Here is a 15598-nt window from a genome sequence, read left to right on the forward strand (position 1 = left end):
TATTTGATCTTAACTCATTTTCAGCAACAATCTCATAATCTCATAAATAAATAGTTAGCGCCTATCCAGCAATCACTTTTATCCCCCGGTCTATGGTGTTATGGCTAAAGCTATAATTCTTTTATGGTGGATATCTGGGTATGTTATTACTCTCTGTTACTTTTATTTTCTCTCCCAAACATGCACAAGTGGTTATCAATAATAGGCATAGGTGAAGACGGAATTGCTGGATTAAGTAAGACGGCTATTTTATTTGTTGATCAAGCTGAGATCTTTGTAGGTGGGGAGCGTCATTTAGCTATGTTACCTCCGGATGATGGGAGGAAAAAAATTTCCTGGAACTCTCCCTTTGGTAATTCTATTCAACAGGTTATACAATATAGAAATCAGAATAAGTTAGTATGTGTTTTATCTAGTGGAGACCCTATGTGTTATGGAGTGGGAGCCAGTTTAATTAGGTATATTCCTAAGGAAGAAATCACTATTATTCCCACAAACTCAGCTTTTAGTTTAGCGTGTTCTCGATTAGGCTGGAACTACTCAGAGGTGGAAACCATAAGTGTATGTGGTCGTCCAGTTTCCTTACTGACATCTTATATTTACCCTAATGCCAAACTGCTGATTTTAAGTGAGGGTAAACACACACCAGCAATAGTGGCTAATATTTTAACTACCCGGGGTTATGGTGGCAGTAAAATTACGGTTTTGGAAAAGATGGGTGGTGTAAACGAGAGGATTTTAACCGGTTTAGCCCAAAGTTGGCAAGAGACAGAAATTGCCGATTTAAACACCATGGCCGTAGAATGTATTGCCCAGATGGGAATATATGGGTTATCTAGACTACCTGGTTTGCCTGATGATGCTTTTCATCATGATGGACAGTTAACTAAACGAGAAGTCAGATCCCTCACCCTATCAACTTTAGCTCCTTTACCTGGGGAATTGCTGTGGGATATTGGATCGGGTTGTGGGTCTATTGCCATAGAGTGGATGCGAACTAATATTAGATGTGCAGCAGTAGCTATTGAAAAAAACCTCGTGCGATCGCACTACATAGCGGATAATGCCAATGCTTTGGGTACACCGAACTTGCAAATTATTCGTGGTCAAGCACCCCAGGTGCTGGGGGACCTGCCCACCCCTGATGCCATTTTTATTGGTGGAGGAATCAGCACACCAGGATTGCTAGAGGAATGTTGGAATTCTCTATCTCCTGGGGGGAGAATAATGGCTAATGTGGTCACCCTAGAGGGAGAAAAAACATTATTTACGTGGTATGAACAGGTGGGAGGTAGTTTTACCCGGATTTCCATTCAACGGGCCCAACCCCTGGGCAAATTTTTGGGTTGGAAGGCAATGTCTCCGGTTACCCAATGGGTAGCACGCAAATCCTAACACCAACAAAATTGACAAGTAGAGACGAATTAGCGTCTCTACTCAAAATTAGGCGGGAGTATTAACAGCGGGTTGTGACACAGGTTCTTCCTGAACACCGCGCACCTTAATTAACCGAATAGCCCTACTAACACTTTCCGGTAAAATTACCACTAAACTACCATCCGGAGCCATGTCCAAACCTTTATTAATGGCTTGGGTCTCGTCTAGGATAGACTCATAACGACAATTGGCTTTAGTTTGGGTGATACCTTGAACAATCAAATCCGATCCTGATCCCCTAGGTCTTCCTCTGGTGTCATCATCTTCCTTAACAATGATGTAGTCAAAGATCTCAGCTGCTAATTTCCCTAGAGTAACAAAATCCTCATCACGGCGGTCTCCTGGCCCACCAACCACTCCTATACGCTGACCGCTCGTCCAATTGCGTACAAAAGAACCTAAAGCCTGGTAGCTAGCGGGATTATGGGCATAATCCACTAAGGCATGGTATTTACCCAAATTAAACAAGTTCATTCTACCTGGTGTTTGACTTACAGAAGCCCGAAAAGATCTTAACCCAGCGCGAATTTGTTCAATAGTGACATTTTGTACAAAAGCTGCTAGACTTGCAGCTAAAGCATTGGCAATCATAAATGGTGCTTTACCACTCATTGTTAAGGGTATACTTTCAGCTTTTTCTATCCGGTGTGTCCAATCGCCTTTGACAATTGATAGATAACCATTTTCATATACTGCTGCCACTCCTCCCTTTTGAATATGCCGTTGCACAAGTTCCGAATCGGGATTCATAGTGAAGTAAGCAATATTAGCCTTTGTTTTTTCTGCCATAGCAGCCACCCGATAGTCATCAGCATTCAATACTGCATACCCATCAGGAAATACCGCTTCCGCCACAACACTTTTAAGATTAGCCAACTGTTCAATAGTGTCAATATCACCGATGCCTAAATGATCTGCGGCCACATTTAAAACCACGCCCACATTAGCGAACTCGAAGCCCAAACCGGAGCGGAGGATCCCGCCACGGGCGGATTCCAGTACGGCCACCTCCACGGTTGGGTCTTGCAGGATGAGGTGGGCGCTCTGGGGACCAGTATTGTCTCCAGCTTCCACCAAGAAATCACCGATATAAGTACCATCAGTAGTAGTGTAACCCACAATTTGACCTGTCTGCTTATAAATATGAGCCAACAGACGAGTAGTAGTAGTTTTACCATTAGTACCAGTAACACTAAGGATGGGGATGCGGCTGGGTTTTTCATTGGGAAACAGCATATCCATCACCGCACCAGCCACATTGCGGGGGATACCCACACTGGGAGCAACGTGCATCCGAAAACCAGGGGCGGCATTAACTTCAACAATTACACCATCCATTTCTCTCAAAGGGCGACTAATATCCGTGGTTACCACATCCAAACCAGCGATATCCAAACCGATAATTTTTACTACCCTTTGGGCTAACCAGATATTTTCTGGATGAATTTCATCCGTACGGTCCACAGCAATGCCACCTGTACTCAAATTTGCTGTAGCTCGTAAATAACAAATCTGTCCTTTACCAAGGACAGTATTAATGGTATAACCTTGCCTTTCTAATAATTGATAGCTAGTGCGGTCGAGTTCAATTTTAGTTAGCACATTGTCATGTCCTTCGCCGCGATTAGGATCGTTATTAGTTTCTTCCACTAATTCAGCAATAGTTAATTTGCCATCACCAACCACGTGAGCGGGGACACGTTCAGCCACAGCTACAACTTTACCATCTACGACTAGAACCCGATGGTCACGCCCCACATAATAACGTTCTACGATAATTGAGCGAGAAACTTGCCTAGCGGAGTGATATGCAGCTTCAGCATCATCCCAATTTCTAATATCAATGGTAATCCCACGACCATGATTACCATCAAGGGGTTTAATGACGATGGGATAACCGCCAACATAGTCAATGGCCTCTTCCAAATCGTCCAGAAAATTGATTACGGTGCCCTTGGGTACGGGGACTCCGCTATTAGCCAAAATGCGTTTAGTAGCTTCCTTGTCACAAGCCAGTTCCACCCCAAGAATGCCAGTGTTGTCAGTCATGGTGGCTTGCATCCGCTTTTGATGGACACCATAGCCCACCTGGATCAAAAACCTGGCAGACAATGGCATCCAGGGAATACCTCGCCTTTGGGCTTCCTTAACTATGGCCTCTGTTGAAGGACCTAGGGAAGCATCTCGCCAACAGTCTTTTAGATCTTGAATATCTTGTTCCAATTCTGCTTTAGGATAGCGACCTCTGTCAACAATACTTTGACATATTCTGACTGCTGCCCGAGATGCATAGCGTCCAGCTTCTTCATTGAGATATTCAATCACAACTTGATAAATCCCAGGGGTGGCGGTTTCACGAGTACGGCCAAAGCCTACTTGCATTCCAGCCAATTCCTGGAGTTCTAGGGCTACGTGTTCTACGATATGACCCATCATGGTCCCTTCTCGTACACGCATCAAAAAACCACCTCTACAGCCTGGCGAGCAATAATGACCTTCCAGGCTGGGTAGGGCTTCCACCAATCCTTCATAAAAGCCTGAAATCTGATTGGATGGCGTTTCTGCTAAGTTCTCCAAATCTAGGCGCATGACGATTAGTTTATGGCGTCGAATGCTCCAATAATTTGGTCCGCGTAAGGTCTGGATCTTGAGGATTCTCATGGGTGTAGGTAGATGGAGATTCGGAACCAAAATTTTAGTTTCTTACTCAAGTTAACCGGTAAACTGTTCAGGGTGAACGGTTTTTTCCCTTTACTTAGGAATAGGCTGAGCTTTTGGTGATAAATCATAGCTGGCGGGTTAAGACACATTGTCACCATAACTAGGGAGACGATGTACTGCTGGTAAAACAGTACGTTGGTAGAGGTGAAACCGATCTCCATAACTAAGAATGTGTAAGCGTAAATTATGGACGTTCAAGGGTTCATTTGCACTAACATGAGGCTCATTGGTATGAGTCAGTTCAGTAGGATCCACAATGGTCACACTACCCTTGCCCACCACTTGCAACCACCCATCCCTTTCAAACACGGCACAAGTATCCTCATCAATACCAATACCAAGACGGTCCGGATGGGCCGCAATAGCACTAATCAATCTTCCCATACGGTTTCGATTATGAAAGTGCTGATCGACAATCACTTCAGGAATAAATCCCAAACCTGTTGCCATATCTACCAAAGAACGATTAGGCGTTTCCCCGCTTCCACCACCAGCAATCATGTGGTGTCCCATAACGGCTGCTCCTGCACTTGTTCCTGCTAGAGTTAATTGTCCTGCTCTTACACGTTGCCGGATTAAGTCCATGGCTGGTGTATCCGCGAGGACTCCACAGAGTCGCAATTGGTCACCCCCGGTTAAAAATACCCCAGTACAGTTTTCTAGAGATGCTTTAATTTGAGGGTTTTCACATTGTTCACGCTCACGAATGTCCAAAATTTCCACTTTCTGGGCACCCATTTCTTCAAACAAGCGAATGTAACGACCACCGATAATGGCCGGTTCTCTTGAAGCAGATGGAACAATTGTAATATAAGCCTTGCTAGCGCCAGCACGAGCAACAAAAGTCCTCAGAATTTCACGTCCGTGAACTTTGTCCTCTGCGCCTCCGATCACTAGAACGGCAGTTTTAGTTGCTTGGGGTGTCCTCATTTCCAGCGTTTTAGCTTTTAATTGCTGCATTGTGTTTCTTGGTTCGACAACTTCAGTGGCCTTCGCCTTAAACGGTTGGTTGGTGACGAATGGCAAGTGAATTCATTTAATCAGGTTTCTTACCCTGTTGATTTCCGACCTTTGCTTTTTTGAGAGGACATTAATGAACTTTTGGGAGCGAACCCCCTAATTTTTCCTTAAACGCACACGAAGCCTATTTTCTGTCATGTTCGTTACTTTTCCTCATCACCATCACCGTTCACCTTTCTATTTGTTTGTCTGAAATAAAATAGATTTTACGGTGTTTTCAGGTTTGCGATCGCTTTTGGGTTGGTCTGGATTGTCCTAGAATGTTTTAGGGCATTTTCACTTTAGGTGGACCCCTTAGAGATTCAAGCTCGCCTCCCCCCGGGTGGCTACGGCTATAAATTCAGTCGTGATAATTATTTAAACATAGATCCAAACATAAACTAGATGATAAATATAGTTCTCTTACTTTTTAGTCAACCCTTATGATAATCTAAAACATGCGGGGAATTAATAACCTTGCTGTCAAAAGATTACTTGATAGGGATATATGACCAGACTTATTTGCACGGTCATTTTACCTGCTTCTGATCTGGAACATTGTGCGTTTTGATACTGTGCGTTTTGATATAGTTACACTTTTTCCGGACTGTTTCAGTTCCATTCTCAGTTCTGGTCTTTTAGGGAAGGCTCTAAATAGGGGTATTGCTCAGGTTTATTTGGTTAATCCCAGGGATTTTACCAAGGATAAACATCGTAAAGTAGATGATGAACCCTACGGTGGGGGTGTGGGCATGTTGCTTAAACCTGAGCCGATTTTTACTGCGGTTGAGTCCCTACCAGTTTTACCTCGTCGGGATATAATTCTTATGAGTCCCCAGGGCCAAACCATTAATCAATCCCTTTTGGGAGAATTGGCTACCAGCTATGATCAGTTAGTTGTCATTTGTGGACACTATGAAGGCGTTGATGAGCGTGTTCTCAATTTAGTTACCCGTGAGGTGTCTTTGGGTGATTTTATTCTCACGGGTGGGGAAATCCCCGCAATGGCCCTATTGAATGGTGTGGTTCGTCTTCTACCGGGTACTGTGGGTAAGGTAGAATCTCTCAAGGCTGAAAGTTTTGAAGCGGGTTTATTGGATTTTCCCCAATATACCCGTCCCGCTGAGTTTCGGGGTTGGAAGGTTCCCGATGTTTTGCTTAGTGGTAATCACGCGGAAATTTCTCGCTGGCGCTTTCAACAACAAATTAAACGTACTGCTTCCCGTCGTCCTGATCTGCTGGAAAAATGGCAACGGGAATGCTCTGATTCTCTAGATCCCACCCCAAGGGAGAAAGAGGATTAATTTACTAAACACCCAATAAATCAACAGACAATGACTACAAATATCAGAATTGGTAACGGCTATGATATTCACAAATTGGTGAGCGATCGCCCATTAATTCTTGGTGGTGTGCATATACCCCATGAATTGGGTTTGTTAGGACATAGTGATGCTGATGTGTTAACCCATGCAATTATGGATGCTATGTTGGGTGCCCTGTCTTTGGGGGATATTGGTCATTATTTTCCCCCTAGTGATCCTCAGTGGAAAGGGGCCAACAGTTTGGTATTATTAAAACAGGTTCATGGTCTCATTCTCAATCAAGGTTGGGAAGTGGGAAATGTGGATTCTGTAGTGGTAGCTGAACGTCCCAAGTTAAAATCCTATATTTATCAAATGCGTGAGCAGTTAGCATCTACTTTAGCAATACAACCCCATCAGGTTGGGGTAAAAGCCACAACCAATGAAAAATTGGGTCCCACTGGTAGGGAGGAAGGTATTTGTGCTTATGCGGTCGTTTTGTTGGTGGCAAACCCCTAGTATTTAATAGTATGTTATCGTATGTCCTTAATTCACAAGTATCTGAAATCAGCAAAACAAAACTTATTATTTATCATTATAGTTTGCTTTATAGCCACACCACTGACCGGTTGCAATCCTAGTAACTTTAAAAACCCTAATGTTAGGGACGTGCCCCAATTAGTAACCAGTATTCTCAGTGATCCAAAAACTTTTAACTACGCTTTAAGTTCTGAGTCTCCCAATATATTTGGTTATACCTACGAAGGATTAGTTAGCCAAAATCCCCTGACGGGTGAGATAGAACCAAATTTAGCCCAATCCTGGGAACTTTCCGAGGATAAACTAAAAATTACCTTCACCATGCGTGACAACTTAAAATGGTCTGATGGTCAACCCCTCACCGTGGATGATGTTGTATTCACTTATAATGAAATTTACCTAAATAAACAAATACCCACAGATATAAGAGATATTTTGAGAATTGGCAAAGAAAGAAAACTACCTAAGGTAACAAAAATAGACAACAGGAGAGTAGAATTTACCGTTCCCGAACCCTTTAGACCCTTCCTACAAAGCGTAGGTGCTGCCATATTACCAGCACACATCTTACAAGAATCAGTGGTGAAAAAAGACCAAGATGGTAAACCTAAATTCCTGAGCATTTGGGGTGTGGACACTCCTCCGGAAAAAATCATCGTTAACGGTCCCTATCAACTAGAACGTTACGACACCAGTCAAAGAATCATTTTTCGTCGTAATCCCTACTATTGGCGTAAAGATTCCCAGGGTCAACCCCAACCTTACATTGAAAGGATTATTTGGCAAATTGTGGAATCAACGGACACAGCTCTGCTACAATTTAGATCCGCTGGACTGGATGCCATATCAGTCACACCTGATTATTTCTCATTGTTAAAGGTCCAGGAAAAACAAGGAAATTTCCAGATCTATAACGGCGGACCCTCCACTGGTACTAGTTTTATTTCCTTTAATTTAAACCAGGCCAAGAGAAATAATAAACCCTTAGTGGATCCGATTAAATCCCAGTGGTTTAATCAAGTAAAATTTCGTCAAGCGATCGCCTATGCAGTAGACAGAGAAACCATGATTAATAATATTTACCGTGGTCTAGGTCAAACCCAAAATTCTCCGATTTCCGTGCAAAGTCCTTACTATCTTCCACCGGAAAAGGGATTAAGAGTCTATAATTACAATCCCGAAAAAGCCAAAGAATTACTGATAGAAGCTGGATTTAAATACAACAGTCAAAACCAATTAGAAGATAGTCAAGGAAACAAGGTAAGATTTAGTTTGCTCACCAATGCTGGTAATAAAATCCGGGAAGCAATGGGTGCCCAAATCAAACAGGATCTGAGTAAAATTGGCATTCAAGTTGATTTTACCCCGTTAGCGTGGAGTACATTTTTAGACAAACTATCTAACACCCTAGATTGGGAAGCATCCCTATTAGGTTTAACGGGTGGTTTAGAACCAAATGATGGTGCTAACGTTTGGTCTCCTGAAGGAGGGTTACACATGTTTAATCAAAAACCACAACCAGGACAAAAACCCATAGAAGGATGGCAAGTAGCACCCTGGGAAAAGAAAATTCATGAACTATATATTCAAGGGGCCCAGGAATTTGATGAAACCAAGGTGAAAGAAATTTACGCCCAGAGTCAAAAATTAACCCAGGAGTATTTACCATTTATTTATCTAATAAATTCCACCTCCTTGGTAGCAGTGCGCAATCGGTTTACGGGAATTAAATATTCTGCACTCGGTGGTCCATTCTGGAATATTCATGAAATTAAAATTAGGGAATAGATTAATGACTCAGCCAGAAAATTTGCAATCCCTATTACAAGCTGTAGCTAATGGTAAAATTAGTCCCGATCTAGCCCTAGAATCTCTCAAAAATCTAGCATACGAATCTGTAGGTGAATTTGCCAAAATTGACCACCATCGTCATTTAAGAACGGGGTTTCCAGAAGTGATTTGGGGACCTGGTAAAACCCCTGACCAAATTGCCCAAATCATGGAAATTATGCGTCCACGCGCTTCCGTAGTCATGGCTACCCGAATTGCTCCTGAGATATATTCCATACTACAAAAAAAAGTAAGGGGATTAAAATACTACGACCTAGCAAGAATTTGTGCCCTTTCTCCCGATGAAACCCCACCGCGATTTCCTGGAGAAATAGGAATCCTTTCCGCTGGTACTGCGGACTTACCCGTAGCTGAAGAAGCTGCTATAACTGCTGAGCTATATGGTTTTAGAGTGCAGCGTCTCTGGGATGTGGGTGTAGCAGGAATTCACCGCTTACTAAATAATCTTCATTTGCTCAATTCAGCATCTGTCCTGATTGTTGTAGCGGGTATGGAAGGTGCCCTACCCAGTGTGGTAGCTGGTTTAGCAGATTGTCCCATAATTGCCGTGCCCACCAGTATTGGTTACGGGGCAAATTTTGCCGGTTTGGCTCCCCTGCTCACCATGCTCAACTCTTGTGCTGCTGGCGTGGGAGTGGTCAATATTGATAATGGATTTGGCGCAGCAGTTTTGGCAGGTCAAATTCTACGTACGTCCCAGAAACTGGTGGAGAAATCAACATAAAACCTATAATACAACTAAACAATAGATTTTCTAAAATTGATTTTATGACCGCAAAACAAACTTGGAGCCAAAGGTTTGAATCCGCCCTACACCCGGCGATCGCCCGTTTTAATGCTAGTATTACTTTTGACATTGAACTATTGGAATATGATATTACTGGTTCCCAAGCCCATGCGAAAATGTTGGGTCACAGTCAAATCATTAGTCCAGAGGAAGCAGAGCAATTAGTTACCGGTTTAGAGCAGGTACGTCAAGAATATCGACAGGGAAAATTTCAACCCGGTATTGATGCGGAGGATGTACATTTTGCGGTAGAAAAACGACTTACGGAAATTGTGGGTGATGTAGGAAAAAAACTACACACTGCTCGTTCTCGTAATGACCAAGTAGGAACTGACACGAGACTCTACCTAAGAGAGCAAATCCAACAAATCCGTCAACATCTAAGGGAGTTCCAGCACGTATTACTAGATCTGGCTGAAAAAAATATTGAAACTCTCATCCCCGGATACACCCACCTGCAAAGGGCCCAACCCCTAAGTTTGGCCCATCATCTCCTAGCCTATTTTCAAATGGCACAAAGAGATTGGGAAAGATTAGGGGATGTGTATAAGCGGGTAAACATTTGCCCTCTAGGTAGTGGTGCCCTAGCAGGTACTACCTTTCCTATTGACAGGAAATACACCGCACAGCTATTGAATTTTGACAGTATTTATGCTAACAGTTTGGACGGGGTAAGTGATCGAGATTTTGCCATAGAGTTTCTTGCTGCTGCTAGTACAATTATGGTGCACCTCAGTCGCTTGTCAGAAGAGGTAATTCTATGGGCCTGTGAAGAATTCCGTTTTATCCACCTGAAGGATAGCTGTGCCACCGGTTCCAGCATTATGCCACAAAAGAAAAACCCAGATGTTCCTGAGTTAGTTAGAGGTAAAACAGGTAGGGTCTTTGGTCATCTTCAGTCCATGTTAGTAATTATGAAAGGACTACCCCTAGCCTATAACAAAGACTTACAAGAAGACAAGGAAGCTATATTTGATAGTGTAAACACTGTTAAGTCTTGCTTGCAGGCAATGACGATTTTATTAAGAGAAGGTATGGAGTTTCGCCAAGAGCGTTTAGCTGCAGCAGTGACAGAGGACTTTGCTAATGCTACTGATGTTGCAGACTACTTAGCAGCTAGAGGAGTACCCTTTCGAGAAGCTTATAACATAGTTGGTAAAGTGGTTAAAACTAGTATTTATGCTGGTAAACTGTTGAAAGATTTAACCTTGGAAGAATGGCAACAAGTACACCCATCCTTTGACAGTGACATCTATGAAGCTATTTCCCCACGTCAGGTAGTAGCTGCGCGTAACAGTTATGGTGGCACTGGTTTTGAGCAAGTTAGACAAGCGATCGCCAGTGCCCATAGTCAAATTTTACAAGGTTGACTTCTCCTCCAAGGACTACCCTATTTCGGACCTAAACCAACTGTGCCAGCATAAATAGCGCGATCGCCCAATTCATACTCAATTCGCAACAAACGATTGTACTTAGCTACTCGTTCACTACGACAGAGAGAACCAGTTTTAATTTGTCCTGCACGGGTAGCAACAGCTAGATCGGCAATAGTGGTATCTTCAGTTTCACCGGAGCGGTGACTGATCACAGAACGAAAACCATTACGGGTGGCCAAATCAATAGTTTCCAAAGTTTCCGTCAGGGAACCGATTTGATTTAACTTAATCAAAATCGAGTTACTAGCCTTTTGTTCAATACCTTTTTGTAAGCGGTTGGCATTAGTTACAAATAAGTCATCACCCACCAACTGCACCTGGGAACCGACCTTCTGGGTTAGTAATTGCCAATTATGCCAGTCTTCTTCGTGTAAACCGTCTTCAATAGAAATGATAGGATACTGACCAACCAACTGTGCTAAATAATCAATAAACTCTACTGGAGTATGGGACTCACCATCATAAACATATTGACCATCTTTGTAAAACTCACTAGCGGCTACATCCAAAGCCAAAGCGACCTGCTCACCGGGTTTATAACCAGCTTTTGCGATCGCAGCAACCAACAACTCCAAAGCTTGTTGATTGGACTCTAAATTAGGCGCGAAACCGCCCTCATCACCCACACCAGTTAATAGACCTTGGTCATCCAGAACCCGACTGAGGGTGGCAAATACTTCCGCACCCCAGCGCAAAGCTTCACTAAATGAAGGAGCTCCCACAGGAACAATCATAAATTCTTGAAAGTCCACATTATTAGCTGCATGGGCGCCCCCATTGATCACATTCATGAGGGGAACTGGCAATAAATTGGCTAAAGGTCCACCCAAATAACGATAGAGAGGAATATCCAAAGCTGCTGCACCTGCTTTTGCTGCTGCTAGGGAAATTCCTAAAATGGCATTGGCCCCCAAATTAGCCTTGTTAGGGGATCCATCTATGCCAATCATGGTTCTATCTAAAAGTTCTTGGTTAAGAACATCCAACCCCAATAACTTGGGAGCCAATATTTCATTGGCATTTTTCACAGCCTTGAGGACTCCCTTACCACCATAACGACTCTTATCCCCATCTCGCAGTTCATGAGCTTCAAAAGTACCCGTGGAAGCACCGCTAGGAACTTGGGCCAATCCCACCGCACCCCCAGCTAGATGTAATTCTGCTTCTAGGGTGGGTCTTCCTCGGGAATCGAGAATTTCCCGAGCTACAATAGCATTGATAGCAGTATCCAAATAATTGGTCATTCCTTTTCCTCAGTCTGTATTATCCTTGGTTTACAGATTAGTTTATGGGGTGATCGGGCAAAATGGGTTGAGATTAAGGAATATTTTCGGTAATTGTGCAGCAGTTGCTCCTAAGTTTACCAAATCCGCTATCCTGTTACTTGTTTTACATTACAAATCCAGATTTAAGAGGTCAATTATGAGATTGTTACACACTATGCTCCGGGTGGGAAATTTAGACAAATCTTTGGAATTCTACTGTGATATCCTGGGAATGAAATTATTGCGTCGCAAGGACTATCCCACGGGAGAATTCACCCTAGCTTTTGTGGGATATGGAGATGAAAGTGACAATGCTGTTATAGAATTAACTTATAATTGGGGAGTGGAAAAATATGAATTGGGTACTGGATATGGTCATATTGCTTTAGGAGTTGATGACATTTACTCCACCTGTGAAGCCATTGGAACCCGTGGTGGTAAGGTTGTGCGTCAACCAGGTCCCATGAAGCATGGTTCAACGGTTATAGCCTTTGTGGAAGACCCAGATGGGTATAAAGTGGAGTTGATTCAGATGGCCAGGTCCTAAATTCAAAGTCTTAAATTGCAAGTCGTAAAAATGCAGCCTACAGATCCAAATAAATTTACTGACACAGCATGGGATGCTGTAATTAAGTCTCAAGATATAGTCCGTGCTTATCAACAACAACAATTAGAAGTAGAACATCTAATTTTAGCCATCTTAGAAACCTCTAGTGCGGTCACTTCAGGTATTCTCACTCGTGCTGAAATTGATCCGATTAGATTACAAGAACAATTGGAAACCTACACTAAACGCCAACCCAAGGTGGGAAAGACGGATCAACTCTATCTAGGGCGTAGTTTAGATCTACTCCTGGACCGAGCAGAGGAAATTCGGGGGAGAATTAAGGATGGGGAAATCTCTGAAGGTCACATTTTATTGGCCCTTGGGGAAGATGAACGGGTCGGTAGACGGATCTTTAAAGGTTTAAATATTGATATTTCTAAGTTAGAAGCTGCTGTCAAAACTGTCCGTGTGACTCAAAAGGTTTCCGGAAAATCAGGAGACAATGAGTCTGGGGATGCTTATGAACCAGCTCTAAAACGTTTTGGGCGAGATTTAACTGAACAAGCAAAAGCTGGAAAGTTGGATCCTGTTATTGGTCGTGATGATGAAATTAGACGGGTAATTCAAGTTCTATCTAGACGTAGTAAAAATAATCCAGTTCTTATTGGTGAACCAGGGGTGGGTAAAACTGCGATCGCTGAAGCTCTGGCCCAAAGAATGATTAATGGGGATGTTCCCGAATCTCTGAAAAATCGTCAGTTGATTACCCTGGATATTGGGAGTTTAATTGCTGGTGCTAAATACAGGGGCGAATTTGAAGACAGATTAAAAAATGTCCTCCGAGAGGTTACTGAATCTAATGGTCAGGTGGTTTTGTTTATTGATGAGTTACATACGGTGGTGGGAGCTGGTTCCAATCAACAGGGAGCTATGGATGCTAGTAATCTCCTCAAACCTATGTTAGCTCGCGGTGAACTTAGATGTATTGGCGCGACTACCTTGGATGAATATCGTAAGTATATAGAAAAAGATGCTGCTTTAGAAAGACGTTTTCAACAGGTTTTTGTGGATCAACCTACGGTAGAAAATACTATTTCTATTTTGCGAGGTCTTAAAGAACGGTATGAAGTCCACCATAATGTGAAAATTGCCGATTCCGCTTTGGTTGCTGCAGCAACTTTATCAGCTCGTTATATTGCAGATCGGTTTTTACCTGATAAGGCCATTGATTTAGTTGATGAAGCAGCAGCCAAGTTAAAAATGGAAATCACTTCCAAACCTACGGAACTGGAAACCATTGACAGACGTTTAATGCAGCTGGAAATGGAAAAATTGTCCTTGTCGGGAGAAGAAAAAGCTACTGCTCCCACCAGAGAACGCCTAAACAGAATTGAACAGGAAATTTCTAATTTAACCGCTAAACAACAAAAATTAAATGAACAATGGCAAGGAGAAAAACAACTATTGGAGGCAATTAGCACTTTAAAGAAAGAGGAGGACACTTTAAGGGTACAAATTGAGCAAGCGGAAAGAGATTATGACTTAAATAAAGCCGCTCAATTAAAATATGGTAAATTGGAAGGGGTGCAAAGGGAACGAGAAATCAAAGAAACCCAGTTATTAGAAATTCAACATCAGGGTTCTACTCTATTGAGGGAACAGGTGACGGAAGCGGATATTGCAGAAATAGTGGCTAAATGGACCGGTATCCCAGTTAATCGTCTGTTGGAATCAGAACGTCAGAAATTACTCAAATTGGAATACCACCTCCATGAAAGGGTGATTGGTCAAGAAGAAGCTGTACTCGCAGTATCAGCTGCTATTCGTCGTGCCCGCGCAGGTATGAAAGACCCATCCCGTCCCATAGGTTCCTTTTTGTTTATGGGCCCAACCGGAGTGGGGAAAACCGAACTTGCTCGTGCCCTGGCTCAATTTCTGTTTGATTCCGAGGATGCTTTAGTTAGGTTGGATATGTCCGAATATATGGAAAAGCATTCTGTCTCCCGTTTGGTGGGCGCTCCCCCAGGATATGTTGGTTATGAAGAGGGTGGTCAGCTCTCAGAAACTATTCGTCGTCACCCCTATTCTGTAGTTTTGTTGGATGAGGTGGAAAAAGCCCATGGCGATGTATTTAATATCTTACTCCAGGTCTTAGACGACGGAAGAATTACTGATAGTCAGGGTAGAGTGGTGGATTTTCGGAACACTGTTATAGTGATGACTAGTAATATTGGTAGTGAATATATCATTGATATTTCCGGAGATGGGGATAAGCACGAATTGATGCGGAACAGGGTAATGGATAGTTTGCGATCGCATTTTCGTCCTGAATTTATTAATCGGATTGATGATTTAATTTTGTTCCATACCTTAAATCGTTCTGAGATGCGTCAGATTATTCGTATTCAATTACAAAGAGTGGAAAAATTATTAAAAGAACAGAAGATATGTTTAGATATATCCTCAGATGCGTGTGATTATTTAGTAGAAATCGGGTATGACCCAGTATATGGTGCCCGTCCGTTGAAGAGGTCAATTCAGCGGGAGATAGAAAATCCCCTAGCGACCAAGATATTAGAAAACAGCTTTGTTGCTGGGGACATAATTTTTATAGACAAGGGGGAAAATGGACTGACATTTTTTAAAAAGCAGGAAAATTTGTCCGTTTCTCGTCCCATTAATTCCCCTGTGTTGGTTACAGGATCTTGAGA

General features: G+C 42.7%; 11 protein-coding genes. 8 read left to right on the forward strand and 3 right to left on the reverse strand.

Annotated features, from left to right (window positions below; translation table 11 throughout):
* The first annotated feature begins 180 nt into the window (after nucleotides 1-180).
* Nucleotides 181-1395, forward strand: a complete 1215-nt coding sequence (cbiE, locus tag IAR63_RS03820; RefSeq protein ID WP_187706643.1) for a precorrin-6y C5,15-methyltransferase (decarboxylating) subunit CbiE — start codon at nucleotides 181-183, stop codon at nucleotides 1393-1395.
* A gap of 48 nt (nucleotides 1396-1443) precedes the next feature.
* Here the strand turns inward: cbiE and cphA are convergent, their stop codons facing one another.
* Both cphA and IAR63_RS03830 read right to left on the reverse strand, forming a co-directional pair.
* Nucleotides 1444-4098, reverse strand: coding sequence for a cyanophycin synthetase (cphA, locus tag IAR63_RS03825; RefSeq protein WP_187707347.1), 2655 nt, complete (start codon nucleotides 4096-4098; stop codon nucleotides 1444-1446).
* Between the two features lie 138 nt (nucleotides 4099-4236).
* Nucleotides 4237-5118 (reverse strand): cyanophycinase, encoded by an 882-nt coding sequence (locus IAR63_RS03830; protein WP_057178366.1) that lies wholly within the window; start codon nucleotides 5116-5118, stop codon nucleotides 4237-4239.
* A 614-nt stretch (nucleotides 5119-5732) separates the two neighbouring features.
* On the opposite strand from IAR63_RS03830, the gene trmD reads away from it, so the two are divergent.
* From trmD to argH, 5 genes are read left to right on the forward strand one after another with little or no spacing between them, the layout of a single operon-like run.
* On the forward strand, nucleotides 5733-6461 hold the full coding sequence (trmD, locus tag IAR63_RS03835) for a tRNA (guanosine(37)-N1)-methyltransferase TrmD (protein ID WP_187707348.1): 729 nt from the start codon (nucleotides 5733-5735) through the stop codon (nucleotides 6459-6461).
* Between the two features lie 30 nt (nucleotides 6462-6491).
* Nucleotides 6492-6980 carry a 2-C-methyl-D-erythritol 2,4-cyclodiphosphate synthase gene (gene ispF, locus IAR63_RS03840; protein ID WP_096545027.1) on the forward strand — a complete coding sequence of 163 codons (489 nt, stop codon included), beginning with the start codon at nucleotides 6492-6494 and terminating at the stop codon, nucleotides 6978-6980.
* Between the two features lie 21 nt (nucleotides 6981-7001).
* The gene (locus tag IAR63_RS03845) at nucleotides 7002-8789 is read left to right on the forward strand and encodes an ABC transporter substrate-binding protein (RefSeq protein ID WP_187706644.1); all 1788 of its coding nucleotides are present in this window, start codon (nucleotides 7002-7004) and stop codon (nucleotides 8787-8789) included.
* A 4-nt stretch (nucleotides 8790-8793) separates the two neighbouring features.
* Nucleotides 8794-9576 carry a nickel pincer cofactor biosynthesis protein LarB gene (gene larB / locus IAR63_RS03850; RefSeq protein WP_187707349.1) on the forward strand — a complete coding sequence of 261 codons (783 nt, stop codon included), beginning with the start codon at nucleotides 8794-8796 and terminating at the stop codon, nucleotides 9574-9576.
* Nucleotides 9577-9620: 44 nt separating this feature from the next.
* Nucleotides 9621-11009, forward strand: coding sequence for an argininosuccinate lyase (gene argH / locus IAR63_RS03855; protein ID WP_187706645.1), 1389 nt, complete (start codon nucleotides 9621-9623; stop codon nucleotides 11007-11009).
* A gap of 20 nt (nucleotides 11010-11029) precedes the next feature.
* Here argH and eno read toward each other — a convergent pair whose 3' ends face one another.
* Entirely contained in the window at nucleotides 11030-12319 is a 1290-nt protein-coding gene (gene eno / locus IAR63_RS03860; protein ID WP_187706646.1) for a phosphopyruvate hydratase, read from the reverse strand.
* 178 nt (nucleotides 12320-12497) lie between these two features.
* Between eno and gloA the strand changes: the two genes are divergently transcribed.
* Both gloA and clpB read left to right on the forward strand, forming a co-directional pair.
* Nucleotides 12498-12887, forward strand: coding sequence for a lactoylglutathione lyase (gene gloA, locus IAR63_RS03865; protein ID WP_187706647.1), 390 nt, complete (start codon nucleotides 12498-12500; stop codon nucleotides 12885-12887).
* 30 nt (nucleotides 12888-12917) lie between these two features.
* Nucleotides 12918-15596: an ATP-dependent chaperone ClpB gene (clpB, locus tag IAR63_RS03870; protein WP_187706648.1), complete on the forward strand. Its 2679-nt coding sequence runs from the start codon at nucleotides 12918-12920 to the stop codon at nucleotides 15594-15596.
* Nucleotides 15597-15598: the final 2 nt, after the last annotated feature.

The organism is Cylindrospermopsis curvispora GIHE-G1, from assembly GCF_014489415.1.
GTDB lineage: Bacteria > Cyanobacteriota > Cyanobacteriia > Cyanobacteriales > Nostocaceae > Raphidiopsis > Raphidiopsis curvispora_A.